The 24219-nt window shown below is 72.1% G+C and carries 20 protein-coding genes; 15 read left to right on the top strand and 5 right to left on the bottom strand.

Translation table 11 applies throughout. The features are described from left to right. Window positions 1-127: 127 nt before the first annotated feature. Window positions 128-1255 (bottom strand): WD40 repeat domain-containing protein, encoded by a 1128-nt coding sequence (locus tag ACZ69I_RS16075; RefSeq protein ID WP_470832823.1) that lies wholly within the window; start codon window positions 1253-1255, stop codon window positions 128-130. A gap of 221 nt (window positions 1256-1476) precedes the next feature. Between ACZ69I_RS16075 and ACZ69I_RS16070 the strand changes: the two genes are divergently transcribed. Both ACZ69I_RS16070 and ACZ69I_RS16065 read left to right on the top strand, forming a co-directional pair. Then, complete coding sequence (locus ACZ69I_RS16070) at window positions 1477-2004, top strand: MarR family winged helix-turn-helix transcriptional regulator (RefSeq protein WP_470832728.1); 528 nt, start codon at window positions 1477-1479, stop codon at window positions 2002-2004. Beyond that, window positions 2001-3293: an MFS transporter gene (locus tag ACZ69I_RS16065; protein ID WP_470832726.1), complete on the top strand. Its 1293-nt coding sequence runs from the start codon at window positions 2001-2003 to the stop codon at window positions 3291-3293. The genes ACZ69I_RS16070 and ACZ69I_RS16065 overlap by 4 nt, the downstream gene beginning before the upstream one ends. Before the next feature lie 29 nt (window positions 3294-3322). Here ACZ69I_RS16065 and ACZ69I_RS16060 read toward each other — a convergent pair whose 3' ends face one another. The 4 genes from ACZ69I_RS16060 to ACZ69I_RS16045 form a co-directional block, all read right to left on the bottom strand. Continuing rightward, a complete protein-coding gene (locus tag ACZ69I_RS16060; RefSeq protein ID WP_470832724.1) occupies window positions 3323-4882 on the bottom strand; it encodes a class I adenylate-forming enzyme family protein in 1560 nt (519 codons plus the stop codon). After that, entirely contained in the window at window positions 4866-6734 is a 1869-nt protein-coding gene (locus ACZ69I_RS16055) for an ABC transporter ATP-binding protein (protein ID WP_470832723.1), read from the bottom strand. The genes ACZ69I_RS16060 and ACZ69I_RS16055 overlap by 17 nt, the downstream gene beginning before the upstream one ends. Beyond that, window positions 6734-8593 (bottom strand): ABC transporter ATP-binding protein, encoded by a 1860-nt coding sequence (locus tag ACZ69I_RS16050; protein WP_467675008.1) that lies wholly within the window; start codon window positions 8591-8593, stop codon window positions 6734-6736. The genes ACZ69I_RS16055 and ACZ69I_RS16050 overlap by 1 nt, the downstream gene beginning before the upstream one ends. Window positions 8594-8855: 262 nt before the next feature. Beyond that, the gene (locus ACZ69I_RS16045) at window positions 8856-8987 is read right to left on the bottom strand and encodes a hypothetical protein (protein ID WP_470832721.1); all 132 of its coding nucleotides are present in this window, start codon (window positions 8985-8987) and stop codon (window positions 8856-8858) included. Window positions 8988-9325: 338 nt separating this feature from the next. On the opposite strand from ACZ69I_RS16045, the gene ACZ69I_RS16040 reads away from it, so the two are divergent. The 13 genes from ACZ69I_RS16040 to ACZ69I_RS15980 all read left to right on the top strand — a co-directional run bounded on the left by ACZ69I_RS16040 (window position 9326) and on the right by ACZ69I_RS15980 (window position 24216). After that, window positions 9326-10000, top strand: a complete 675-nt coding sequence (locus ACZ69I_RS16040) for a response regulator transcription factor (protein WP_470832720.1) — start codon at window positions 9326-9328, stop codon at window positions 9998-10000. 303 nt (window positions 10001-10303) lie between these two features. Continuing rightward, complete coding sequence (locus ACZ69I_RS16035; protein ID WP_470832719.1) at window positions 10304-11785, top strand: condensation domain-containing protein; 1482 nt, start codon at window positions 10304-10306, stop codon at window positions 11783-11785. A 498-nt stretch (window positions 11786-12283) separates the two neighbouring features. Continuing rightward, window positions 12284-13729 carry an aldehyde dehydrogenase family protein gene (locus ACZ69I_RS16030; protein WP_470832718.1) on the top strand — a complete coding sequence of 482 codons (1446 nt, stop codon included), beginning with the start codon at window positions 12284-12286 and terminating at the stop codon, window positions 13727-13729. Next, on the top strand, window positions 13726-14271 hold the full coding sequence (locus ACZ69I_RS16025) for a nucleoside 2-deoxyribosyltransferase (RefSeq protein ID WP_470832716.1): 546 nt from the start codon (window positions 13726-13728) through the stop codon (window positions 14269-14271). The genes ACZ69I_RS16030 and ACZ69I_RS16025 overlap by 4 nt, the downstream gene beginning before the upstream one ends. Window positions 14272-14414: 143 nt before the next feature. Beyond that, window positions 14415-15293, top strand: a complete 879-nt coding sequence (locus tag ACZ69I_RS16020) for a beta/alpha barrel domain-containing protein (RefSeq protein ID WP_467675018.1) — start codon at window positions 14415-14417, stop codon at window positions 15291-15293. Between the two features lie 10 nt (window positions 15294-15303). Continuing rightward, the gene (locus ACZ69I_RS16015; protein ID WP_467675021.1) at window positions 15304-16080 is read left to right on the top strand and encodes a creatininase family protein; all 777 of its coding nucleotides are present in this window, start codon (window positions 15304-15306) and stop codon (window positions 16078-16080) included. Between the two features lie 55 nt (window positions 16081-16135). Then, entirely contained in the window at window positions 16136-17440 is a 1305-nt protein-coding gene (locus ACZ69I_RS16010) for a nucleotide sugar dehydrogenase (protein WP_470832715.1), read from the top strand. Beyond that, on the top strand, window positions 17433-18425 hold the full coding sequence (locus tag ACZ69I_RS16005) for an NAD-dependent epimerase/dehydratase family protein (RefSeq protein ID WP_470832714.1): 993 nt from the start codon (window positions 17433-17435) through the stop codon (window positions 18423-18425). The genes ACZ69I_RS16010 and ACZ69I_RS16005 overlap by 8 nt, the downstream gene beginning before the upstream one ends. Next, window positions 18422-19504: a glycosyltransferase family 4 protein gene (locus tag ACZ69I_RS16000; RefSeq protein ID WP_467675027.1), complete on the top strand. Its 1083-nt coding sequence runs from the start codon at window positions 18422-18424 to the stop codon at window positions 19502-19504. The genes ACZ69I_RS16005 and ACZ69I_RS16000 overlap by 4 nt, the downstream gene beginning before the upstream one ends. Beyond that, window positions 19501-20265 (top strand): sugar phosphate nucleotidyltransferase, encoded by a 765-nt coding sequence (locus ACZ69I_RS15995; protein WP_470832712.1) that lies wholly within the window; start codon window positions 19501-19503, stop codon window positions 20263-20265. Before ACZ69I_RS16000 ends, ACZ69I_RS15995 begins: the two co-directional genes overlap by 4 nt. Next, window positions 20262-21413, top strand: coding sequence for a DegT/DnrJ/EryC1/StrS family aminotransferase (locus tag ACZ69I_RS15990; protein ID WP_470832711.1), 1152 nt, complete (start codon window positions 20262-20264; stop codon window positions 21411-21413). Before ACZ69I_RS15995 ends, ACZ69I_RS15990 begins: the two co-directional genes overlap by 4 nt. Beyond that, window positions 21410-23317, top strand: coding sequence for a beta-galactosidase trimerization domain-containing protein (locus tag ACZ69I_RS15985; protein WP_470832710.1), 1908 nt, complete (start codon window positions 21410-21412; stop codon window positions 23315-23317). The genes ACZ69I_RS15990 and ACZ69I_RS15985 overlap by 4 nt, the downstream gene beginning before the upstream one ends. Continuing rightward, the gene (locus ACZ69I_RS15980) at window positions 23314-24216 is read left to right on the top strand and encodes an amidohydrolase family protein (RefSeq protein ID WP_470832708.1); all 903 of its coding nucleotides are present in this window, start codon (window positions 23314-23316) and stop codon (window positions 24214-24216) included. Before ACZ69I_RS15985 ends, ACZ69I_RS15980 begins: the two co-directional genes overlap by 4 nt. Window positions 24217-24219 lie beyond the last annotated feature (3 nt).

The raw sequence follows: 24219 nt of genomic DNA, 5'->3' as shown, positions 1-24219 counted from the left end.
GGGGGCCAGCGTGCCATGCGGCACGTCGCGTGTGTCGAAGCGCGGCCCGCCCCGCGCCGTCGGGGCGGGCCGCGTACGTGAGTTGCCGTCGCGCGGGACCGGCGTCAGCCGCGCCGGGGCGGGACGGTCAGTCGAAGTGGCGCACGAAGACGTCCGACTTGCCGTTGGTGTCGCCGGGGACGATGTCGTCGGCGGCGGAGTGGAAGACGACGGAGCGTCCATCGGAGCTGACCGCGTCGGTGCCGGCCGAGGCGGGCTGGGTCGAGACCGTCTCGTCGGTGCCCGTCTGCAGGTCGCGCAGGGTGAGTGACGGGCCGGTCGTGTCGTGTGGGGTGTGGAGCAGGTAGCGGCCGGTGGGGTCGATGGCAACGCCCCGTACGTTCGGGACCAGTTGGGACGTGCCCGAGCTGACGTCGTGGACGTAGGTGTCGGTGCCCGAGAGGTAGACGACCTTGCTGCCGTCGTCACTGAGCTGGACGAGTGTCGCAGCCGTGGACGGGCCCTCGACCGGGCCGGAGGTGGTCGCGCCGCTCCGGTTCCACACGAAGACGTCGCCCGCCTGGCTGTCCTGGTAGGCGACACGGCTGCCGTCGCCGCTGATGGACGGCCGGGACGACTGAAGGTGACCGAGGGTGGCGACGGTCTGCGTGGCGCCCGTGTTCCAGTCCTGGAATTCGACGCGCTGGCCGGACGCGGGCTGCCGCATGTTGCGGATGGCGTAGGCGATGTAGCGGCCGTCCGCGTTGAGGGACGGCTGGTTGCAGCTGTAGGCCGAGCAGTTCAGGGAGACCGTGTATCCCGTGCTCACCTGGTACTGGCGAATCCGCGAGTCGTTGAACCACTGCACCCGGTAGGCGACGTACTTTCCGTCGCCGCTGATCACCGGGGCCTGGAGTGGAGTCAGGGGTCCCATTCGCTTGGTCTGGCTCGTCTGCTGGTCGCGCACGTACACCTTGTCGCCTGTTTCAGGGGCGTCGGCCGTGAGGTTCTTCGCCGATGACGAGAAGACGAGGTGGAGGCCGTCGGGTGTGATCGAGGCGCCGGCGGAGTTGCCGTCGGCCTGGGCGCCGTCGGGCGCGACACTGATCCGCTCGACACTGGTCTCGCGGGCGTCCGTGAGGCTCCCCGCCGCGCTCGGGGCGGTGGTCTCGGCCGAGGCGGTCGCCGGCAGCACCGCCGTGACCGCGCAGACCACGACCGCCGCACTCAGGGCGGCCCGCACACGTCTGGTGGTGCTCCGGTTCACGTTTTCCATCATTTCCCCCCAGGGCAGAACGCGGTCTCGCCTCCGGTTCCCCGCCGGAGGGCCACAAGCATGCAACCGTGATCGAGAGGTGGGGTCAATGCGTCACATGGCGTATTGAGGGGCGCAATTTCGGTCATGTGCGTATGTCGAGAGGGGTGCAGGGCGGCAGGGCGCGGGAGTCGGGAGTCGACGCGTGCGAGTAATTGTCGCAGCGCTGTTATATTAGCGCTGTGACATCACATCCGGGCTCCAATGACCCCACCGTGCTCGCCGATCCCACAGATCCCACCGCGCTTCCCGACCCCTGGCACTCCCTGCACGAGCTCCTGGCGGCCATGGACGCCGAGATCGAGCAGGTCTACGTCGAGCGGGGCATCGAGGGGGTGCGGCCTCGGTTCGCCTATCCGCTGATCCGGCTCGCGCACACCGGGCCCCTGACCATCCGCGAGCTCGCGCAGTCCCTGGACCGCTCGCACTCCGCGATCAGCCAGACCGTCGCGGCCATGCGCAAAGAGGGCCTGGTCACCTCCGAACCGGGGCCCGATGCCCGTACCCGGCGGATCGACCTGACGGAGCGCGGCCGGGCGCTCGTGCCGTTTTTGGAGGCGGAGTGGCGCGCCACCCACCAGACCGTGGCCGAGCTGGACGGCGAGATCCCGTACGCGATGACCGCCGTCGTCGAGGAGGTGCGGCGGGCGCTGGAAAGGCGGTCGATGCGGCAGCGGATCCTGCGGAACATCGTCGAGCCGCCGCGATGACGGGGCGGGGACGGGGACGCGCCCGGTTCCTCGATACCCGCCCGCTGCGCGGCAGCCGGTCGTTCCGCGATCTGTGGATCGGCACATCGGTCGCCCAACTCGGCGGGCAGGTGGCCAACGTGGCGGTGCTCGCCCAGGTCTGGGAGCTGACCGGCAGCCCGGTCGGCACCGGCGCCATCGGGCTCGCCACCGGCCTGCCGATGGTGCTGTTCGGGCTGCTCGGCGGCGCGTTGGCCGATGCCGTGGACCGCCGTGCGGTGGTGCGGGCCACCACCGCGGGCCACCTCCTCGCCGCGGCGGGGCTGTGCGCCCAGGCCGTGGTGGGCAACCGGAGCGTGCCGCTGCTGCTCGTCCTCGTCGCCGCCGGGGTGAGCTGCGGCGCCCTCGGCGCTCCCGCCCGGCGCACCTTCCCGGTCCGGCTCCTGCCGGGCGACCAGGTCGCGGCCGGTCTCGCGCTGACCAATGCCTCCTTCCAGGCGGCGATGCTGGCCGGTCCCGCGCTGGCCGGGCTGATCATCGCCCAGTGGGGATTCCCCGCCGCGTACGCGCCCCAGGCCGTGGCCATGGCGGTCTCGACGCTCGCGGTGATCCGCCTGCCCGCCATGCGGCCCGAAGCGGCGGCGGGCGGCAGGCGTCGGCCCGAGCGTGGCGGCTGGCGGGTCGTCCTGCGGCGGCCGACGCTGTGGGGCTCGATGGCCACCGACCTGTCCGCCACGCTGCTCGCCATGCCCGTCGCGCTCTTCCCGCTGGTCAACGAGGTCCGCTTCGGGGGCGACCCCCAGACGCTCGGCCTGTTCCTCTCGGCCGTCGCGATCGGAGGGATCACGGCCGGTCTGCTCTCCGGAACGGTGACGCGGTGGCGCCGCAGCGGTCTGGTGCAGCTGTACGCGGCCGGTGCCTGGGGGGTGTCACTGGCCTGTTTCGGTCTGGCGGGGCCGTTGTGGCTGGCGCTCGGCTGCCTGGCCGTGGCGGGCGCGGCCGACACCGTGTCCGTGGTCACCCGCAGCGCCCTCGTCCAACTGGAGACCCCGGACGCGTACCGGGGGAGGGTCTCCTCGGTGGAACACGTCATAGGAGTCGCGGGTCCCGAGCTCGGCAATTTCCGGGGTGGCCTGGTGGCCACGGCCACCTCCGCCTCCTTCTCCCTCGTCCTCGGCGGGGTCTCCGCCGTCGTCGCGATCGCCGCCGTGTCCGTGGCCAACGCGCCGCTCCGTGCCTACCGCACGCCCTCCGCCGCCACGAAGCCGACCGTCCCCGGAGTCGCCGACGCGGCCGCGACCGCCGGTTAGGTCCGCACTGGTCGGATCTCCTGAAGTGGTCACGCCACCGTGTCCGGCAGCGCCGCGCGGCTCACCTTGCCCATCGAGCTCTTCGGCAGCGCGGCGACGAAGTCGACTGCGGTGGGAACCTGGTGGGGCAGGAGCCGGGCGCGGCAGTGGGACGTCAGCTCCGTCGCGGGCAGCGGGGGACGGGCGACGACCGTGGCCCGCACGCGCTCGCCGGTGCCGCCGGTCGCCTCGTCGGCCCAGACCGCCGCCTCGACGACGGACGGGTGGGCCAGCAGGACCTGCTCCACCTCCAGGGGGTTCACCTTCTTGCCGCCCACGTTGATGAAGGAGTCCTTGCGCCCGACGAGGTGCAGCCGCCCCTGGGCGTCGAGGCGGGCCACGTCGCCGGTGCCGTACCAGCCGTCGCGGAGGGCCCGCCGGGTGGCCTCCGGGTGCCCGAGGTAGTGCGTGAACATCGCGGGCGTCCGTACGAGCAGCGTCCCCTCGTCGCCCTGGGGCACCTCGTACCCCCGCTCGTCGACGACGCGGATTGCTACGCCGGGCAGGGGCCGCCCCACGCCGAGGTCCGGGCCGGCGCCGTCCTCGGGGCGGCGCGCGGCGATGACTCCGGCCTCCGTGCAGCCGTACACCTGCTGGATGTCGAGGCCGAGCCGTTCCTTGGCGCGCCGCGCCACGGCGGGTGGCAGGGCGGCTCCGGAGGAGAGGCACAGCCGCAGGGCGCGCGGCGGTGACGATCCGGCGCCCGCCGCCCGCGTCGTCAGGTCGTAGGCCATGGGGGCGGCGACCAGCACCGTGCAGTCGTGCCGGTCCAGGGACCGCAGGAGCCGCGCGGGCGCGAAGCGGCCGAGGAGGACCAGCTGCGCCCCGGCCCGCAGGGCGGTGACGAGCCCGGCGACCAGGCCGAAGGAGTGCAGCAGCGGGACGGCGGCGAGGATGCGGTCGTCCTCGGTGATGCGGTAGGCGCGCGCGTAGATCGCGCCGCCGTTGGCGAGGTTCTGCTGCGTGTGGACGGCCGCCTTGGGCTCTCCCGTCGAGCCGGAGGTGAATTGGTAGAGGAAGGGGGTGTCGGGGGTGGCGGTCGTCGGAGGACCGTCGTCGGAGTTTTTCGGAGGGGCGGAACCCTCCGGCGCAACGGATTCCTCCGGCGGGATGCCGGGATTCTCCATGGGGACGAGGGTGCAGCCGTCGAGTGGTCCTTGGTCCTCGGCCTTGTTCAGCGCGGAGAGCCTCGCCCCGTCTCCCGTGACGCACAGAGGTCCCAACTTAGCGGCCAACGCCGCTAGTTGAGGACGCGTCGTGTTCGGTTCCAAAAGAGTCACGCGCATACCGAGGCGTGCGGCGGCGAGGAAGGCGACGACGAAGGCCGGGGTGTTCTCCATGAGCAGTCCGGTCGTGCCGGGGCCGGTGAGGCCGAGCGCACGGAAGCGGTGCGTGGCGGCGCGTACCTTCTCGTGCATCTCGCCGTAGGTGAGAGCGTCGTCCTCGCAGCGGACGGCGACAGCATGGGGGCGGGTTCGGGCGGCGCTGTCGAGCAGCTCCCCGAGCGTGGTGGGGGCCAGGTTCGCCGTGGTGTCAGACGCGGTGGCCATCGGTCATGCTCTCCTCTCCGTCCGGCATGGGCGCCGCGGACCGGGCGTCCGGGGCGTCGGCGGGGTCGTCGTAGGGCTGCTGATGGCGGAAGTAGCGGTCGTAGAGGTGGCGGTAGGCACCGCCCCGCGCCAGCAGGGTCGTGTGGTCGCCCTGCTCGACGATCCGGCCGTCGTCGACGACGACGATCGTGTCCGCCTTGCGGACGGTGGGCAGACGGTGGGCGACGACGATGGTCGTGCGGTCCGCGGAGAGTGCCTCCAGGCCCTCCTGGATCTGAGCCTCCGTCAGGGGGTCGATGCTGGCGGTCGCTTCGTCGAGAATCAGTACGGGGGCGTTCTGGAGGAAGACGCGGGCGAGGGCGACGATCTGCCGTTGCCCCGTGGAGAGATTGCGCCCGCCGTCGTCGGTGGGGGTGTCAAGGCCCTGCGGGAGCTGGAGGAGCCAGTCGCCGCCCGCCACCGCGCGCGCCGCGGCCTCGATCTCCTCCCGCCCGGCGCCGGGCCGGCCGCGAGCGATGTTGTCCGCCACCGTCCCCGAGAAGAGGAACGGGGTCTGCGTCACCACGCCGAGGCTGCGCCGGTACTGATCGAGGTCCAGAGTGCGTACGTCGAGGCCGTCGACCTCGATGCTGCCCCGCTGGAACTCGTACGCGCGCATGATCAGCCGTACCACGCTGGACTTGCCCGCCCCGGTGTGGCCCACGAGCGCCACGGTGTGGCCCGCGGGAACGGTGAGGCTCACTCCGCTGAGCACGGGATGCCCGGCGTCGTAGCTGAAGTGGACGTCGCGCAGCGTGATCTCGCCGCGCAGGCGCGGCACCGGGACCCGGTCGCGCTGGCGCACGGCCGACTCGCGGTCGACGAGCGCGAAGACCCGCTCTCCCGCGGCCAGTCCCTGCTGGAGCTGGCTCCAGAAGGAGGCGATGCTGGTGAGGGGCGACCAGAACAGGGCCAGGGCCTCCAGGAAGAGCACCCACTCGCCCGCCGAAACGGAGCCCGCGTCGACGCCGTGGCCGCCCACCAGGACCACGGCGACCGTGCCGAGGCCCGTCAGGGAGATCAGCAGCGGGAAGATGCCGCTGAACAGGCGGTTCAACCGCACACTGGCCCTGAACCACTGGTCGTTGACCTCGTGGAGCCCGGCCTGGGCGGACTCCTGGTGGCTGTGGTTGCGGGCTACGGCGATGCCCCGCAGCGTCTCCTGGACGTATCCGTTGACCTCGGCCAGCGCCTGCTGCTGCCGTAGCGAGGCGCTGCGCGCGGCGCGCCGGAAGGCGAGGCTGACGGCGACGATGACCGCGGCGACGAGAGCCGTCACCAGGGCCAGCGGCACATTGATCACGAAGAGGGCGGTCAACAGCAGCCCGATCATGAGTACTTGGCCGAGCAGGCTGAGCAGCAGGCTGATCAAGGTCGCGAACGCCTGGGTGTCGTTGGTGACGCGGCTGACCACCACACCGGTGGCGTGGGCGTCGTGGAACGCCATGTCCTGGCGCATGACCGCGGCGAACGCCCGCTCCCGCAGCGCGAGCACCACGTCACCGGCCAGCGTTCCGCTCACCCGCTCCTGGAGAAGGGTGAGCAGCCAGGCGGCGACGCCCGCGACGAGGATGGCCGTGACGAGGAGCGCCAGCCGACCGTCGCCGTCGTCCTCCAGGGCCGAGTCCACGGTCCTGGCCAGCAACAGGGGTACGGCGCTGCCCGCCGTCGCGGCGACGATCACGGCGACGACCACGAAGGCCACCGCCGTGCCCCTGCCACGGAAGAATGGGACGATGCGGCGGGCCAGTTCGCGGTCGCCGTACCGGCGGTCGTACTCGTCCGGCTCGATGCCCTCCAGCAGCTGGGCCATCAGTGGCTCTCCTCCTCGGCGCCCGCGGCATCCGGTCCTGCGGGTGCCGGCTCGCTCAGGTAGGGCGCGAAGATCCGTCGGTAGAGGGGACAGCCCCGCAGGAGCTGTTCGTGGCTGCCCTGGTCGGCGATCCGGCCGGCGTCCAGGACGATGATGTGGTCGGCCGCTCGGATGCGGGACAGCCTGGGGGTGACCAGGAACGTGGTGCGCCCGTACGAGGCCTGTCGCATCGCCCGCTGCACCTCGTACTCGGTGGCGCTGTCGACGGCGCTGGTGGCGTCGTCCACCGCGAGGATGCGCGGGTCGGCGACCAACGCGCGGGCGATGGCGAGGCGTTGGCGCTGCCCGCCGGAGAGGGTGACGCCGCGTTCGCCGATCACGGTGTCGTAGCCGTTCCCGGTGGCCGTGATGAAGTCGTGCGCCTGGGCGATCCGGGCCGCGGCCTCCACCTGGGCGCGGTCGGTGCCGTGGTCCGACCCGAGGCCGAGGTTCTCCGCGATGGTGCGCGAGAAGAGCACCACGTCCTGCTCGACGACCGCGATGCGCGAGCGCAGCGACCCGGTGTCCCAGTCGGTGGTGGCGACGCCGTCGATCAGGACGCGTCCCCGGTCCGGCGCGTAGGTGCGGTTGAGGAGGTGCAGCAGGGTGGACTTTCCGCTGCCCGTGGCGCCGACGACGGCCACGGTGGTGCCGGCGGCGACACGGAAGGAGACGTCGTGAAGCACCGGCCTGTCGGGGTCGTAGCCGAACGTGACGCCCTCCATGGCGACTTCGCCGCTGATGGGCGCGGTGTGCGGGCCGCCCCGCTCGTCCGCGCCCTCGGGGTCGTCGAGGACCTCCTTGATGCGCTGGGCCCCCGACATGCCGAGGTAGATGAGGCCGAGGCTGAAGGACGCCAGCTGGGTGGGGGCTCGCAGGGTTCCCATCAGCCCCAGGACGGCGACGAGTTCACCGATGCTCAGGGAATCCGCGCGCAGCAGGACCACGGCGTGCACCAGGGCGCCCACGGTGGCGAGGGTCAGCAGCAGCGGGGCGAGGGCGAGCGCCTGGGTGCGGATCTGGCGTACGGAGGCGTCCCGGTACTCCCTGGCCAGCGCGGCGAACCGGGCGCGTTCCTGGTCGGCTCCGCCCGTCGAACCCACCACCTCGATTCCGGCGATGCTCTCCGACGCCTGCGCCGTCATGTCGCCGAAGCGCTCGCGTGCGACGTCGGACACGGGTTCAAGACGCCGTCCGTGTTCGGCGAGAGCCACCGCGAACAGGACGACGAAGGCGACGGGGGAGAGCAGTAACCGGGGATCCACCAGGGCGATGAAGACGATCGGCATCAGGATGTTCAGCGCGAGGTCGACGGCCAGGTCGAAGCCGGGCGACACCATCAGGTTCAGCGACTCCGCGTCGCCGGTGGCCCGGGCGGAGAGGTCGCCGACCCGCCGCCGGTTGAAGTAGCCCTGGCCCTTGCGGAGCAGGCTCGCGAAGACCTGGGAGCGCGCGTTGCGTTCGAGCCCGCTGGCGAAGGACTCCAGGCAGTAGGTGGACATGATGCCGCCGAGCGCCCGGACGACCACGAGCGCGAGGAGTCCGGCCACGGTGGCGTGGAAGGCACCGAAGTCCGGCGACCCGCCCTCCTGGTCGAGGACCGCGTCGAAGGCCAGCCCGGTCACCAGGGGGATCGCCGCGTTCAGCGACTGCCAGGCGAGGCTGCCCACGAGGAACAGCGCGATGTACGGCCTGAAGGGCCGCATCTGCGCGAGCAGCCAGCGGGGCACGCTGTCCGGTGCGGCAGCGCCGGGCTCGGGCCGGGGCGGGGCCGTCGGGCCGGCCGGATCCTCCCTCTCCGGGATGGTCTCGGCGGTCATCGGCTCTCCTTCTCCGTGTCGGGGGCCGTAGCGTCCGCCGACCCGGAGAGGCCCGGAAAAGACAATCGACGCATGGTTTTCGGCCACAATTCATCGAATTTCTGGGTGTGCGGCGCACAGGGCTTTCCTGTCCGGCGCGAATTCAGCCGGGCAGGTGGCGGAGTACCGCTGGAGGCGGTTGCCGCAGGTGCGTTCGCGGGCAGGCCGCGGGCGCGGGCCGGGCAAAGGAATCACGCGCCGGCCGGGGTGCGGTCACCGCGGATCACCGGGCGCGCAGCTGGGCGGTGCGACCGAGGAGGCCGCGGGCGAGCGGAGGCGACCGAGGGTCGTCCCTGATCAGCATGGTCTTGAGGGGGTCGGAGGCGGGGTCTGCGGCATCGTGGATTCCTGGCACGCAAACAAGCCGATGGCGTGCCGTGGCATGGAAGCTACTTGTTTTCACGCGAAAACGAAAGCCTGCCCCGGGTCGCACAAATTGCCGTTTGTTGAAAATTAAACTCCGGACTTTGGGGTGCCTGCCCGAACGGGCGTTGCCCAGTTGAATGGTTGATCTCGCCGGAATCGTCTGGGTACTGTGACGAGCGTCCAGTGCTTTAACGGGCGTTCCAGTGAGCCGCTATTGCATGCATGTCGTGGCAGTTGGCCACAGCCTGTTCGCAGACGGCGCGGGGCGGCGTCATCTCTCCGCGCCCAACACGCCCAGGCGCGTGGCGACAGTGAAGAGGAGTACGAGTGAACCAGACGCTGTGCCACCCCCCGTTCCAAGGAGAGCAGCTCGTGGTGACCACCCTGGTACGCAACGGCTTTCTGCAGCTCGGGCTGCGGGCCGTCCTGTCGACCACACCCCTGGTGAGGGAGGCCAGATACTGCGGCGACTGGAGTGAGGTGGAGGATTCCTTAGGCGCCGACAAGGTGGATGTCCTGTTCCTGCACGAGAAGGACTACAGCCCGACTCGAGGCGTACTCGCCGACGTTCCGCACCGGCGCCCGAAGGTGCTGCTGCTTCTCAGTGGCACCGCCGTGTCGGAGGAAATTCTCGCGGGCCCCTCGGTTCCCGATGGATTTCTGGTCGAGAGCGAGTTGACGGCCACCGCGGTCGAGGACGCGCTGCAGCGAATGGTGGCGGGGGAAGTGCCCATGCCCACCTCCGTCACGCGCGCGCTGCTGCACCGGGTCCGTGAACCGGAACAGCAGCGCCGGCCACGCGACGTCTCGCTCACGGGCCGCGAGAACGACGTACTGCCGCTGCTCGCCCAGGGGTTGAGCAACAAACAGATAGCCCGGCGCCTCGGCATCTCCAGCCATGGAGTCAAGCGCATCGTCGCCAGCCTCCTGCTCAAACTCGGCGCGCCCAACCGGACGGCCGCGGTGGTCACCGCCATGCAGAACGGCCTCATCCCCGACTGACTCATGCACGACTGACTCATGCCCGGCTGAGTCATCCCGGCCCGACCGGCCCCTCTCTCGTGCGGGTCGTGCGGGCCGCGACGCCACCGCCCGTCCGGTGGCCCCGGGCCGATGGTCGTCGTGCCCGAGCTCTGTGGGAAGCGTCCGGTGGGCGCCCGTTCGGGGTGACCGAACGGGCAGCCCCCAAAGCGCGGGTGACGGTTCCACGAGCCGCCACTACGGTGAATTCGGTCCGGCCGGACAGCGCACCGCGCAGCCCCACCTCCTCTGCCCATGCCTCACAGTGCTGGAAAGGAGCGAGCCGTGGCGGAATTCGTCCGGCACCGCATCCCCTTCGCAGGACGGCGGGCCGTCACGGCGCCGGCCACCTGCGCACAGCGTCACGTCTGGAACCTGATGCAAGGTCAGTTACCGGACGCCGCCTTTTACGACGTGTGTTACTGGACGGCTCTGCCCGGCCACGGCACCGCGCGCGACCTTTTCGACGTCTTCGCCGAATTGTTCAGGCGCCACGAGTCGCTGCGCACCGGCTTCCGCCGGGGTGCGGACGGCGTCCTGCTCCAACAAGTGGTGGAATCGGGCGAGTTCGAGGCCGAGGTATGGAGCCTCCACCGTGACGAGGACCCGGACGGCGTGCTGCAGGCCTGGCGGAGCCGGATGCGGCACACTCCCTTCGAGTCCGCGCGGGCCCCGCTGGTCCGTTTCCTGGTCACCGTCGTCGACGGCGCACCCGTGCTGGCCGCGTTCTGCGTGTCCCACCTCGTGGCGGACCTGACCTCCCTGCGCCTGCTGGCCGACGAGGTGCCCCGACTGCTCGACGCTCGTGTGGCCGACCGTCCGCTGCCGCCCGCCGTACCGTCACGACAGCCTGTCGAGCAGGCCCAGTTGGAGCATTCGCCGCGCGGCCGGGCCCTCCTCGCGCGAGCGCGCGCCTACTGGGAGCGGCAACTCGCCAGCGCGCCCGCCACTTTGTTCCCGCCACGCGGGCGAGACGACGGAGACGGCGGAGTTGACGGGGCTGACGGAGTCAATGGATCCGATGGAATCAATGGATCCGATGAGGTCGTCGGCCAGGCGGCACCTGGCCGCTACAGCGCCGCCATGGACTCCCGGGCGGTGGGTCTCGCGGTGCCGGTCCTCGCGCGGCGCTGGCGGGTGAGTACCTCCGCGGTCCTGCTCACCGTCGTGGCAACGCTCCTCGGCCGCCGCGCCGGGCTGCCCACGTGCGCCCTGCGCCTGCTCAGCGCCAACCGGTCGGACCCGGACCTGCGCGGCACCGTCGCCAATCTGCACACGGAGGTGATCGTAACGATCCGCCTCGAAGGCGACCGGATCGAAGACGTCGCCCGCCGTACCTTCGCCGCGTGCACCACCGCGTACGCGAACGCTCTCCACGACCCCGACGAGGTGGCGGACCTGATCGCCTCCGCCCACGGCCCCGGTGCGCCCGTCGACCTCTCGTACTGCTTCAACGACGTCCGGGAGGCGCATGCCCCGCCGGACGCGACCGAGGGGCGGGCCGAGGAGCCCGACGCCTCGCTCCTGCGGGCCGCGATGGGTGAAACAGTCGTCTCGGCAAGCGAGTTCGAGGAGGGCGAGGCCTTCTTCCTCGTGATCGACGACGAGGATCCGGGCTGGATCCGCCTGGTGCTCAACGCCGAACACCGGGCGCTCACGCCGTCCGAGGTCCATGGGTTCCTGTACGACGTGGAGCGCTCGCTCGTGGAGTACGCCGAGGGCGTCGGTGCGGCCGGGGCCGTCGGGTCGCAGGCCACGGTGGTCTAGTACCTCCGGAGAGGCCACGTCGGACGCCAGGGAGGCGCGCCCCTCTTCGTGAGGGGTGCGCCTCCCCGTGCGCGAGGGGTGTGCGCTCCCTGTTCGCGCGTCGGCGGGGCCGAGCGGGGCCCGCGCAGGAGACCGGCCGAAGAGGCCGTACGTTCGATGTTCCCTTGGGGTCGCCGCACCCGCCATGCGCATCCGGCCGGGCGTTTGGTGTAGCCGATCGACTCTAGCCCAAAGTGGGGGTGTTCGATCACCGTGGCCGCGGTGAGACTGGTTTCCGGGCCTCGCGGCCCACGGTAGGCGCAGCGGCCGGCAGCCGGACGCCGGACATCTGAGAGCGCTCCCGGCGCCCCACCCCTGTCCGCCCCTCTCACCCGTGCCTGCCCCTCTCACCTCGCTCCTTTCAGCAGTCGGCAACCACCCCTACGCGACCCCCTCGTGACGGGAAGACATGTCCGCATTTGTTGATCAACTTGCCCCCAGCACCGCCGAGTCGGCCCGGTGAGCGCCCCCGTCGTCGGGCCGACGACCACGGCCCCCGGCGGCCCCGGAGCCGCCCGGTACGGACCGAGGCCGGTCGAGAACCCCGCGCTCGGCGAGGTATTCGCCCAGGCCCCCGGATGCACGCCCGAACAGCTCGACCGGGTCCTCGACGGCGCGGCCCGAGCCTTCCCCGGCTGGGCGGCGGCACCCCTGGAGGCCCGCCGCGAGCGGCTGCTCGCCTGCCACCGGGCCCTGCTGGCCACAGCGGAACCGATGGCCGAACTGCTCACCCGCGAGCAGGGCAAGCCCCTGCGGCACGCCAGGGCCGAAGTCCGCCTGGCCGCAGACTGGTTCGCCCACACCGCACGGCTGGAGATCGCGCCGGAGCGCCTGGTCGACGAGCCCGCCGCCCGCGTCGGTCTGGAACGGGTGCCGTACGGGGTGGTCGCCGCGATCGCGCCCTCCAACTACCCGGTCCTGCTGGCGGTCTGCAAGATCGCCCCCGCCCTCCTGGCGGGCAACACCGTGGTCCACAAGCCCTCCCCGGACACACCGTTGTCGAGTCTGCTGATGGGCCGGGCCCTGGCCGAGGCCCTGCCGGACGGCACCTTCGCGGTGGTGGACGGCGGCGCCGAGCTGGGTGCCCGGCTCACCGCCCACCCCGCCGTCCGACTGGTGTCGTTCACTGGCTCGGTCGACGCGGGCCGGGCCATCGCCCGGCAGGCCGCGGCCGACCTCAAGCGGATCGTGCTGGAACTCGGCGGGAACGACCCCGCCGTCGTACTGCCCGGCACGGACGTGGCGTCCGTGGCACGGGACCTGTTCGCCGCGGCCATGACCAACAGCGGGCAGTTCTGCGCGGCGGTCAAGCGCGTCTACGTCCCCCGGGCCCAGCAGAGTCAACTCGCCGATGCCCTGGCCGGGATGGCGCGGTCGGCCGTCGTGGGGGACGGGCTCGACCCGGCCACCGAGTACGGGCCGCTCGTCAGCCGAGCCCAGCTGGAGCGGGTCGCGGGCATGGTGGGCGAGGCCGTGGCAGGTGGGGCCCGCGTCCTGGCCGGTGGCCGGGTCCTCGACCGGGCGGGCCACTTCTATCCGCCGACCGTCGTCACCGGCCTCGCGCCCGGCAGCCGCCTCGAAGAGGAGGAGCAGTTCGGTCCGGTGATCCCCGTCATCCCGTACGACGACGACCCGGAACAGGTCATCGCACGGACCAACGCCTCGTCGTACGGCCTCGGTTGCTCCCTGTGGGGCGACGAGGACCGGGCGCGGAGCCTGGCCGGACGGCCCGCGTGCGGAACCGTGTGGATCAACACCCATGGCGCCCTGCGGCACGACGTGCCGTTCGGCGGCCACCGGCACTCGGGGATCGGTGTCGAGTACGGCGCCTGGGGCCTGCGGGAGTACACGCAGCTCAAGGTGCATCACATCGCGCTTCGCCAAGCAGATCGGGAGATGTCATGACTGACAGCACGGTGGCCGGCGTCGACGGGACGGAGGGCATCGACCTGACGGGCGTCAGCGTCTTCGTCGGCGGCCCCATCCAGCACGCGATCCGGGACGACGGATTCCATCAACCGCTGCGGCACGCGATCCGGGACGTCATCGGCGCCGTCTCGGCCGTGCGCGGCACGGTGTTCTCCGCCCATGTCGTCGAGAAGTTCGGCGTGGACACACCGCTGTACTCGCCCGACGAGGTCAGCGTGCGGGACTTCGACTGGATGCGCCGCTGTGACGTGTTCGTACCGGTGCTTCCCGTGGACGCGGCCGGTGAGCTGATGCGCACCGACGGCACCCACGTCGAGCTCGGCTGGGCGTCCGCGCTCGGCAAGCCCATCGTCGTCGTCACCCCGATGCCGATGGCGGCCAACGCCAGCCACCTGCTGCGCGGGCTGCCCTCCGTCGCCGACGTCACCGTCTTCGACCTGGCCGAGGCGGCCGCGCACCCCGTCGAACTGCTGCGGCTGCTGGAGAAGCTGGGCCAGGAAGTCGTGATGTCGAAGTGAGGCGCACCAGGGACGGGGGACGTGCCCCCGAGGGCGCCGATGCCGTACGGGCAGGACCAGGACCAGCGCCGAGGTCAGCTTCAGGAACCGGAACCGGTGTCAGGTCCGCGTCCGCGCCCGCACCTGCTCCCACCACCGTGGAGATGCTCGGCCTGCGCTTGAAGTCCCCCGTCGTCGTGGGCTCCGGTCTCCTCACCGACCAGGAGCGCAACATCCGTCGACTCCTCGAGGACGGCGCCGGGGCCGTGGTCACCAAGACCATCCACCCCCACCCCGGCCCCTCGGGCGACGAACGCCTGCTCCGCCTGCCCACCGGCATGCTCAACAGCACCACGTACTCCCGCCGGTCCGTGGACGACTGGTGCGCGATGCTGCGCCGGTTCGCCGCCGACGGGCTGCCGGTGATCGCCTCCGTGCACGCGGACTCCCCGGCCGGGCTCGCCGACCTGGCGGAGCGCGTGACCGTCGCGGGCAGCGCCGCCATGGAGCTCGGCATCTCGTGCCTGAACGAGGAGGACGGCGGCGCGGCGGACACTCCGGAGCGCGTCGCCGCGTACACCGAGGCGGTGCGGCGCCGGACCCCGGTGCCGTTCAGCGTGAAGCTGGCGATCGGGGAACGGGTGCGCGAGCGCGTCGACGCCGCCATGGCATCCGGCGCGGACGCGGTCACCCTGAGCGACACGATCGCGGGTCTGGCCGTCGACGCCGACACCGGTGAGGTGCGTCTGGGGGGCGCCTTCGGCTATTCGGGGCCCGGCATCAAACCGCTCGTGCTCGCCGAGATCTTCGGTCTGCGGCGCGACGGCCTGACCGTGCCGGTCATGGCGAGCGGCGGGGTCAAGGACGCCGCCGACGTGGCGGAGTACCTGAGCGTGGGCGCCGAGGCCGTTCAGGTCTACACCGCTCTGCACCGGAACATGCACGCGACCCTGCGCGGAATCCGCCAGGACTTCGACGACTGGCTGGCCTCGCACGGCGGCACGGTGGCGGACCTGGTGGGACGGAGCATCAAGAGGCCATGAGGTGAAGGCGATGCGACAACGCGCCACGAACGTACCCCGTTACGGAGACCTGACCAGTCCGCAGGTGCCCGGTGCCACGGCCGGGGCCACCCTGGTGTGGCCGGTGGGAGGACTGGAGCAGCACGGCCCCCACCTCCCGCTCTCCGTCGACATGGACATCCCGGAGGCGCTGGCCCGGCAGGTCGTCGCGGAGGCAGGCGGTCTGCTGCTGCCCGGCCAGCCGGTCTCGGCCAGATCGCTGCCGCAGAGCGGCGGCGGACTCCACTTCCCCGGCACCGTGCACATCGGCGGCAGCACGTTCATCGACTACCTCACGGACTGCCTGCGCGGCTTCTCGCGCCTCGGCACCGGGCGGCTCGTCGTGGTCAACGGGCACTACGAGAACGAGGGGTTGCTCTTCGAGGCGATCGACGGCTGCACCGAGGGCGACCTGTTCGCCGGCACCGAGGTGGTCGCGTTCAGCTGGTGGAGCCTGGTCACCGATGACTGGCTCGGCGCACACCTCCCGCGGTTCCCGGGATGGCACGCGGAGCACGCGGGCCTGACCGAGACGAGCCTGATGATGTACCTGCGCCCCGACGCCGTCCGCCCGGAGCGGCCGAGCCACGCGGCGCCGCCGCCCGCGGGGGTGTACCGGCACCCCGTCGACGCGGCCGGGATCTCGAACCGGGGCGTGCTGTCCTCCGCCGTCGGCGCCTCCGCGGAACTGGGGGAGCGGTTGTTCTGGCACCTGGTCGACGGCGTCGTCGCACTCCTCGGCAAGCCGCCCGGCGACACCTGTCCGTGAAATCGGTCCACCGGCCTTCTCACCTTCCCCCGCCACCCTCCAGGGAGTTATGCCAATGCCATCGATCAGGCCGTACGAGGACTACGACGTGTGCGTCGTCGGGCTGGGCTACGTCGGCGTCACCCTCACCGCCGCCCTGCTGACCACGGGCAGGAGCGTGCTCGGCTACGAGACCAACCCCAAGGCGGCTGACGAACTCGCCCGTGGCGTACTGCAGTTGGCCGAGCCCGGCGTCGAGGAACAGATCGAGAGGGCGGCCGGGAGCGGCGCCCTCGCCGTCACCACGGACGTCGGCGGCCGGAAGCTGCCGCCCGTCGTGATCATCTGTGTCGGCACGCCGATCGAGCCCGGTGGCACCACACCGGACCTGAGCCATCTGCGGGCCGCCACCGAGGCGATCGCGGCGGGCATCGACGAGACCACTCTGGTCATCGTGCGCAGCACGGTGCCGGTGGGTACCTCGCGGAGCCTGGTGCTGCCCATCCTGCGCGGCACGGTCGACGAACCGCTGCTCGCCTACTGCCCGGAGCGCACCATCCAGGGCCAGGCCCTCGCGGAGCTGCTGTCCCTGCCGCAGATCGTCGGCGGCCTGACCGACGAGGCCGGGAAACGGGCGGGCGCGTTCTTCGAGACGCTCTCCGACCAGGCGGTGCCCGTCTCCTCGCTGGAGGCCGCCGAGCTGGTCAAGCTGGTCTGCAACTGCCACACCGACCTGATCTACGGCTTCGGCAACGAGATCGCGCTCATCACCGAGAAGCTCGGCCTGGACGCACGCGAGGTCATCGACTCCGCCAACCTCGACTACCCCCGGCCCAAGCTGCACAAGCCCGGCTTCGTCGGCGGCAGTTGCCTCACCAAGGACCCGTACCTGCTCGCACACTCGGTCGCGGCGCACGACCACACACCCCACATGATCACCGCGGCGCGCACGCTCAACGAGTCCATGCCGCGGAGGGTCGGCGAACGCGTCCTGGCCGAACTGCGGGAGCGGGGAAAGGACCCGGCCGACGCCAGGGTCCTGATCTCGGGCTTCGCCTACAAGGGCCGCCCCGAGACCGACGACCTGCGCGGAGCCCCGTACGAGCGGCTGCTGCCGTTCCTGAAGAGCCGCGTCAGGGAAGTCGTCGGCCACGACTTCGTGGTGCCGTCGGACCGGATCGAGGCGCTGGGCGTCCGGGCGGTCGGCCTGACGGAGGGTTTCACCGGCGTGCACGCGGCCGTCCTCCTCAACGACCACGCGCGCTACGGCGACGTCGACGCCGCCGACCTGGTGGCGCGCATGGCCGACCCGGCACTGGTCTACGACACCTGGCGGGTCCTCCCGCCCTCGACGAAGGCGATGAGGCTCGGCCGTGCGTAAGAAGATCCTGATCACCGGAGGAGCGGGCTTCATCGGCCTGCATCTGGCCCGCCGCGCGGCGGCCACCTGCGACGTCACCCTGCTCGACGACTTCAGCAGGGGCCGGTCCGACGCGGAGCTCGCCGCACTGCTCGGCCCGGTCGAGCTCGTCGAGCACGACCTGACCACGCCCGTCCCCGACGGACTGCTCGCGGACGACTTCGCCGAGGTCTACCACCTGGCCGCCGTCGTCGGCGTCGCCGAGTCCAACGACAATCCCCGGCGGGTGCTGCGAACCAACCTGCTCACCACCGTCCACCTCCTCGACTGGTTCTCCGGGCTGACCGGCGCCACCCTCTGCTTCGCCTCGTCCAGCGAGGCCTACGCGGGCAGCGTGGCGGCGGGCATCGCGTCCGTCCCCACCGGCGAGGACGTGCCGCTGATGGTCCCCGACCTGACGGTGCCCCGCTCCTCGTACGGCTTCAGCAAGATCAGCGGAGAGCTGCTGTGCCGTACCTACGCGCGCACCCACGGCTTCGCGCTGCGCATGGTGCGCTTCCACAACGTCTACGGCCCCCGGATGGGGTACGACCACGTGATCCCGCAGTTCATCGAGCGGCTGCTCAGCGGCGCGGACCCCTTCGAGATCCACGGCGCCGACCAGACCCGCGCGTTCTGCTACGTCGACGACGCCGTCGACGCGATCACCGCGCTGACCGCCCTGCCGACCAAGGAGCCCCTCCTGGTCAACGTCGGCAACGACCAGGAGGAGATCCTCATCAGGGACCTCGCCGACGGCGTCTTCGACGCGCTGGGCCGGCACCCGGCCGTCGACGTCCGCCCCGCGCCCCCGCTCTCACCGGCCCGGCGCCTGCCCGACATCTCCCGGCTGCGCGAACTGACCGGGCACCGCCCCGCCGTGCCCCTGAGCGAGGGACTGCGCCGCACCTGCGAGTGGTACGCGCGACACCCCCGGGACACAGCGGCCCGCGGGAGCGGAGCGTGAGCGGCGTGCGCGTACGGTACGTCCACCGCGGCTACTTCCCGGCGCGCGCCGGAGCCGAACTGATGACGCAGTACCTCGCCGCGTCGATGAGCCGGCTCGGCTGGGAGGCCGGCATCTACTCGAACCCGGTCGACGAGGACACCGCCGCGTTCATGCGGGGCGCGGGCGTGAGCATCCAGCCCCTCCCGGCCACGCCCGACGACACCGACCGGGCGGACGTGGTCCACGCCCTCGACGCCTTCCACCCGCAGGACATCGCGGCCGGTCTCGACCTCGCCCGCGCCTGGGGCGTGCCGTTCGCCGTCACCCCGGCGTCCGCCCCCGACGTCTGGCCGGACCGCGAGACCGTACTCCACGGATGCCGGCAAGCGGACGCCGTCTTCGCCCTGTCGGTGGCGGAACGGGACATGCTCCGTGACGCCGGTGTCGACGCGTCCCGGCTGCACGTCATCGGCCAGGGACCGCACCTGCCCGGTACCCCCGACCCCGGCCGGTTCCGCCGCGACCACGGCATCGAAGGCCCCGTGGTGCTCTTCCTCGGGCGCAAGATGCGGTCCAAGGGCTACGTCACGCTCCTGGAGGCGGCCGAGCACGTCTGGGCGGAACACCCGGACACGTCCTTCGTGTTCATCGGACCCCGCTGGGACGACGACTGCGCCGAGCGGTTCGCCGAGCACGCCGACCCCCGCGTCATCGAGCTCGGCATGGTCGACGAGGACGTCAAGCACAGCGCCCTCGCCGCCTGCGAGCTGCTGTGCGTGCCCTCCACCGTCGACCTGTTCCCCCTCGTCTACGTGGAGGCGTGGGCCTGCCGCAAACCCGTCGTCGCGTCCACGTTCCTCGGCAGCGGCGAGATCGTCGCCGACGGCCGTGACGGCCTGCTGGTGCGCCCCACCGCCAAGCCCGTCGCCGACGCGGTCAACCGGCTCCTCGCCGATCCGGCCGAACGCCACGCGATGGGAGAGCACGGCCACGACAAGGTGCGCCGTGAGCTCGGCTGGGACGCGGTCGCCGACCGGGTCCACACCGTCTACCGCACGCTGATCGCCGCCCGGAAGCAAACGGAGAAGGCCCGATGAGAGCAGTGGTACTGGCCGGAGGTGAGGGCCGTCGGCTGTGGCCCACCACCCTGAGCATCCCCAAACCCCTCGTCCCCATCGACGGCATACCGATCCTGCACATCATCCTGACGCAGCTCAGGAGCGCGGGCTTCACCCATGTGTCGCTCTCCCTCGGCTACCGGGCCCACATGATCAAGGCGAGCCTCGCCGGGGACCGCTGGGCCGACCTGGAACTGGACTTCTTCCAGGAGGAGGAGCCGCTGGGCACCGCCGGTCCGCTGGCGCTGCTGCCGCCGTTCGAGGACTCCACCCTCGTGATGAACGCGGACCTGCTCACCGACATCGACTTCGCCGACCTGGTCAGGCGCCACAAGAAGTCGGAGGCGGCCGCCACGGTCGCCCTCAGCCGCCAGGAGATCGACATCGCGCACGGAGTCGTGGAACTCGACGAGGAGCGGCGGGTGACCGACTTCCGCGAGAAGCCGCGCCTGAGCTACCTGGTCAGCGGGGGCATCTACGTGCTCGAACCGTCCTTGCTGCGGCTGCTGCCGCCCCGCGGCCGGCACGACATGCCCACCCTGCTCGACCGCGCGCGGGCCGAGGGCGAGTGCGTCGAGGGCCATGTCATCGAGGGGGACTGGCACGACATCGGCACGCCCGAGCAACTGGACATCGCCACCGAGGCGTTCCGCGCGGACCGGGCCCGCTACCTGGGCCGTCGTGGCGCGGCCGAGCTGTGCGCGGGCACCGGCGCCGCCCAGGAGGTGGTCGGCGGATGACGGCCTTCGACATCACGCTGTACCGGCCCGGGATCGGGCAGGCCGAGATCGACGCGGTGACCGAGGTCCTGCGGTCCGGGTGGCTGTCGGCCGGGCCCGTCACCGAGGACTTCGAGGGCAAGTACGCCGCCGCCCTCGGCGTCGAGTCCGCGGTCGCCGTGAGCAGCGGCACCGCCGCCCTGCACCTGGCCTTCCTGGCCCTGGGCCTGGGGCCGGGCGACGAGGTCGTGCTGCCCTCGCTGAACTTCGTCTCCGCCGCCGCGACCGTCGCCCTGTCCGGCGCCACCCCGGTCTTCGCCGACGTCAGGGGCCCGCACGACCTGTGCATCGACCCCGACGACGCCGCGCGCAGGATCACCCCGCGCACGCGGGCGATCGTCGCCATGCACTACGGCGGCCACGCCGCCGACCTGACGAGCCTCGGCCGGCTGGCCCGCACCCATGGGCTCGCCCTGATCGAGGACTGCGCCCACGCCCCCGTCACCGACTCGGTCCACGGAGTGCTCGGCACGGTGGGCGACATCGGCTGCTTCAGCTTCTTCGCCACCAAGAACCTGGCCATGGGCGAGGGCGGCATGGTGGTCGCCCGCGACCCCGCCACGGGAGAACGCATCCGGCGGCTGCGCTCCCACGCCCTGACCGTCAGTGCCCAGCAGCGCCACCGCGGCGGCCCCTCCCTGTACGACGTCGACGCCCTGGGCCTCAACTACCGCCCCACGGAAATCGGTTGCGCCATCGGGCGCGTCCAGCTGGACGCCCTGCCCGCCGCACAGGCCCGCCGGCAGGACGCGGTCCGCAGGTACCGCGAGCAGCTGGCCTCGCTGCCCGGGCTCACCGTGCCGTACGCCGACCGGCCCGTCGAGGAGAGCGCCCACCACTTGTTCGCGGTGGTGCTGCCCGGGGGCACCGACCGTGCGGCGCTGCAGGACCGGCTGCGCGCCGCGCGGATCCAGAGCGGCGTGCACTATCCGCCCACGCACCGGTTCACCGCCTACCGGGAACGTCACCGGGGCGAACCGTGCCGCCTGCCGGTCACCGAGGACGTGATGGAGCGTCAGCTCTCGCTGCCGCTCCACCCCGGCATCGGCGCGGCGGAGGTCCACCGGGTCGTCGACGCGCTGGGCGACGCATGGCAGGAGGCGGCGTGAACGGCGGCCGCGTCACGCTCACCGACGGCGTCCTGCGCCGCGCAGGGCACCCCTTCGTCGCCGTCGGCGTCAACTACCACCCCTCGCCGACCGGGTGCGACTACTGGCGGGAGTGGGACGGCGCCAGGATCGACGACGACTTCCGCCGGATGGCCGCCGCGGGCCTGAACACCGTACGGATCTTCGTCTTCTGGGGCGACTTCGAACCCAAGGAGGGCGCCTACGACCCCGTACTGACTGACAGACTGCGGCAGTTGGCCGAAACCGCGGGGCGGCACGGCCTGTACTGCCTTCCCTCGCTCCTGACGATCTGGATGAACGGCCAGCGGTTCGACCCGCCGTGGCGCGAAGGCCGGGACCTGTGGCGGGACGCCGACCTGCGGGAGCGGCAGCGGGACTTCGTCCACCACATCGCCACCGAGCTGCGGGACGCGCCGAACGTCCTCGCCTACGACCTGGGCGACGAGGTGATCCACGTCGATCCCGCGTCGTCCGCCGCCCTCGGCGCCGATGAGGTCCGCGCGTGGTGGGGGACGCTCGCGGGGGCGGTCCGCGCCGCCGACCCGGACGCGCTGGTCCTCCAGGCCAACGAGGCGTCCGCGGTGCTGGGCGGCCATGCGTTCCGCCCGGAGCACGCGCGGCCCCTCGACATGGTGGGACTGCACGGATTCCCGGTGTGGACGCCGTTCCACATCGAGTCCGTCGCGGCCCGCAAGGCCACCGCCTTCCTGCCCTACCTCGTACGCCGTGGCAGCGCCCACCGGCCGGTGTTCGTCGATGAGATGGGCAGTTACGGCTGCGACGAGACCACGGCCGCGCGGTACCTGCGGGCAGCGGCCCACTCCGCCTTCGCGGCAGGCGCCGTCGGCACCGCCGTCTGGTGCTGGCAGGACTTCACCACCGAACGCAAGCCCTACGCGCTGCGGCCCAACGAGCGGCACGTCGGGCTGCTCGCCGCCGACGGCCGCGAAAAGCCCGCCCTCGCGGAGTACCGGACGTTCGCCCGGCGCGTGACCGGCGAGCTCGCCGGATTCCGACCGCTGCCCGCCCCCGTGGGCGTCTTCGTCCCCGAGGCGGAACCGCGGAACGAGGCCGGCTACCTGACGCCTTCGGGCAGCGACGCGCCCGCCGCCTTCTACGCCCACCTGCTCCTCCAACAGGCGCACCTGCACTATGAGTTCACGCACCGCGACGCGGACCTGGAGCGGCACGCGCTGGTGATCTGCCCCTCGGCGCGGCAGCTGTCGTTGCCCGACCGCCACCGCCTGGCCCGGTACGTCACCTCCGGTGGAGTGCTCCTGTACTCCACCGGCAGCCTGCTGGACGCCGCGGGCGACGAGGAGTTGTTCGGCGTCCGCGTGCGGGACTTCACCCGCGCCGACGACACCCGCGCCCACTTCACCTGGGCGGGCGTCCGCTTCCCGCTGCGCTGGGAACCCGGCCCGATCCCGGTGATCGACACGGTGGGAGCCGAGACCCTGGCCGCGTTCGCCGACGGCTCGCCCGCCCTGACCCGCCACCGCCTGGGCGAGGGGACCGCCTACTACCTCAACGCCCCCCTGGAGGCGCAGCTCAACGCCCCCTACCGCCTCGAAGAGGCCGCCTGGCACCGGCTGTACGAGGAGGTCGCCGAGGAGGCGGGCATCCGTGTGCCGCTGACCGCGGACGACCCGTCGGTGGAGGTCACGGTGATCGGGCGCGGCGACGAACGCTGCGGTGTGGTGATCAATCACGCCCCCGCCCCGGTCCGCACGGCCCTGCGGAGCAGGCCGGGGAACGGCGCCCCGGAGACCACGGAGCGCCTGAGCCTGGAGCCCAAGGAGGTGCGCCTGCTGTTCTGGCGCGGCGACGCACCGGCTCAGGGCCTCGGTTCGGGGGAGCGGCCCGAGGAGCGCCGGACGTGATCATCGACGCGCACGTGCACGCGGGGGAGTACTACCGCCACTACTCGGCCCGCTTCGCCGAACAGATGACGGCCACCACCGACCTGGCGCCCGAGGACCTGTCCGCGCCCGAGGCGAAGCTGCTCGCCGAGATGGACGCCGCCGGCGTCGACCGCGCCGTCCTGCTCGCCTTCGACGTGCGCCGCGTCGAGGGGTTCTCGGTGCCGAACGAGTTCGTCGCCGAGCTCTGCGCGCGCCACCCCGACCGGCTGACCGGCTTCGCCTCCGTGGACGCCGGCACCCCGGGCGCCGCCGGACGCCTGCGCGAGGCCGTGACCGGCCTCGGCCTGCGCGGACTCAAGACCGCCCCCTGCTACCTGCGGATGTCACCCGCCGACCGCCGGTGGTACGACGTGTACGAGACCGCCCTGGAGCTCGGCATCCCGGTGCTGATCCACACCGGGTACACGCCCTCGCGCAACGCGGACGCCCGGTTCTTCTCCCCGCTCCTCGTCGAGCAGGTGGCCCGGGACTTCCCCGGACTGCCGGTGATCCTCGCCCACCTCGGCACGCCCTGGACCCGGCCGTGCGTCGACCTGCTCGCCCGGCACGCCAACCTCTACGCCGACCTGTCCATCTTCGGCTCCTACCAGCCGCCCGCGACGGTGGCCCGGGCACTGGCCCACGCCCGCGAGAGCGGCGTCCTCGACCGGCTCCTGTGGGGCACCGACTTCCCCTTCGCGACCATGACGGCGGCCGCGGCCCGCATGACGGCACTGGCCCGGGACCCCGGGCCGTGGCCGCCCGGTAGCGACCCGCTCTCACCGCGCGAGTACGAGGCCCTCATGGGCGGCACCGCGGCGCGCCTGCTCTCCCTCGCCGCACCCAACACCCCGCAGGCTCCCCGTCCGACCCGATGACTC

Source organism: Streptomyces sp. NPDC036815 (assembly GCF_055609205.1).
The sequence above is the reverse complement of the archived record's forward strand: the minus strand, read 5'-3'. Positions and strand labels throughout refer to the sequence as shown.

Bases quoted from the DNA above. Each gene is read 5' to 3' on its own strand.
- ACZ69I_RS16025 (WP_470832716.1), top strand. From the start codon at position 13,726: ATGACTGACAGCACGGTGGCCGGCGTCGACGGGACGGAGGGCATCGAC.
- ACZ69I_RS16055 (WP_470832723.1), bottom strand. From the start codon at position 6,734: ATGGCCCAGCTGCTGGAGGGCATCGAGCCGGACGAGTACGACCGCCGG.
- ACZ69I_RS15990 (WP_470832711.1), top strand. From the start codon at position 20,262: ATGACGGCCTTCGACATCACGCTGTACCGGCCCGGGATCGGGCAGGCC.
- ACZ69I_RS16065 (WP_470832726.1), top strand. From the start codon at position 2,001: ATGACGGGGCGGGGACGGGGACGCGCCCGGTTCCTCGATACCCGCCCG.
- ACZ69I_RS15995 (WP_470832712.1), top strand. From the start codon at position 19,501: ATGAGAGCAGTGGTACTGGCCGGAGGTGAGGGCCGTCGGCTGTGGCCC.
- ACZ69I_RS16060 (WP_470832724.1), bottom strand. From the start codon at position 4,882: ATGGCCACCGCGTCTGACACCACGGCGAACCTGGCCCCCACCACGCTC.
- ACZ69I_RS16075 (WP_470832823.1), bottom strand. From the start codon at position 1,255: ATGGAAAACGTGAACCGGAGCACCACCAGACGTGTGCGGGCCGCCCTG.
- ACZ69I_RS16050 (WP_467675008.1), bottom strand. From the start codon at position 8,593: ATGACCGCCGAGACCATCCCGGAGAGGGAGGATCCGGCCGGCCCGACG.
- ACZ69I_RS16010 (WP_470832715.1), top strand. From the start codon at position 16,136: ATGCCATCGATCAGGCCGTACGAGGACTACGACGTGTGCGTCGTCGGG.
- ACZ69I_RS16015 (WP_467675021.1), top strand. From the start codon at position 15,304: ATGCGACAACGCGCCACGAACGTACCCCGTTACGGAGACCTGACCAGT.
- ACZ69I_RS16020 (WP_467675018.1), top strand. From the start codon at position 14,415: ATGCTCGGCCTGCGCTTGAAGTCCCCCGTCGTCGTGGGCTCCGGTCTC.